Source organism: Protofrankia sp. CiP1_Cm_nod4 (assembly GCF_982290645.1).
This window is the reverse complement of record NZ_CEVIVC010000258.1, coordinates 1-1,117: the sequence shown is the minus strand read 5'-3', so window position 1 is coordinate 1,117 and position 1,117 is coordinate 1. Positions and strand designations below refer to the sequence as shown.

Genomic DNA, 1,117 nt, shown 5'->3' with positions numbered 1-1,117 from the left:
AGGACGCCGACGAGCTGGCGGACCACCCGCTCGTCGACGGACTCCGGCAGGTCGACCACGCCGCCCGCACGCCGCGGGTTCTCCACGCCGACGATCGGGTGCAGGCCCCAGACCAGCGCGCCGGCCGGGGCGGTGACAGCCTCGCCGGCGACGGTGGCCACCGCCCCGTGGGTCGCCAGCCACAGCGGCGCGGCGGTCCCGGCGTCCTCGACGGCCTGGACCAGCGCCACGGTCGCGGCGAACCCGGCGGGCAGGTCGGACGTCTCGGCCGTGTCGTCCCCGAGCCCCAGCAGCGACAGCACGCCGTCCACCGGCCCCGCCGCCGCGGCGGCGGTCAGCTCGGCGGCGAGCCCCTCCCGGGTGCTGTGCCGCCGGTCGACGGCCAGCACCACGGTGTCCGGCAGCGCGCGGGTGAGCGCGGTGACCAGCGGGGCGTCACGGCGGTCGGCCGGCACCACCAGCAGCCAGCGCCCGCGCGGTGGCCCGGCGGGCAGGTCGTGGACCGGCCGCCACACCACCCGGTAGCGCACGGCGTCCACCGCGTCGGTGATCTGCTGCCGCTCCCACCAGGACACGAGGGCGGGCAGCACCTCGCCCAGCGCGGCGCGCTCCCGTTCACCGGCGAGCCCGAGTGTGTCGGCGAGCTCGTCGAGGACGCCGCGGCGCACCGCCGTCCAGAAGGAGGAGTCCCCGACGCCGCCCACCGGGCCGCCGGCCGGCTGCCCGGCCGTCGCGGCGCCGGCGGCGGCGGCGCTGGCCGCGGCCGGTGTCGCCTCCAGCCAGTGCCGGGTGCGCTGGAACGCGTAGGTCGGCAGGTCGACGGTGCGCGCGCCGAGGCCGGCGAACACGGCGGGCCAGTCCAGGCGGACGCCGTGGGCGTGGGCGGCGCTCACCGCGGTGGCGACCGTGACCGCCTCCGGTTCGTTGCGGCGCAGCAGGGAGACCGCGACGGGGGCGGGCCGGCTGCTGTCGTCGCTGAGGGTTTCGTGGGTGAGGGCGGTCAGGACGGGGTCGGGGCCGAGTTCGAGGTAGGTGGTGGTGCCGTGGTGGTGGAGGGTTTCGGTGGCGTGCTGGTAGTGGACGGTGGCGCGGATGTGGCGGGTCCAGTGTTCGGGGG

The 1,117-nt window shown here is 78.2% G+C and carries 1 pseudogene; it reads right to left on the bottom strand.

Annotation, left to right across the window (positions count from 1 at the left end):
* A pseudogene (locus tag AC5LSR_RS23825) lies at window positions 1–1,117 on the bottom strand (type I polyketide synthase); the annotation flags it as partial.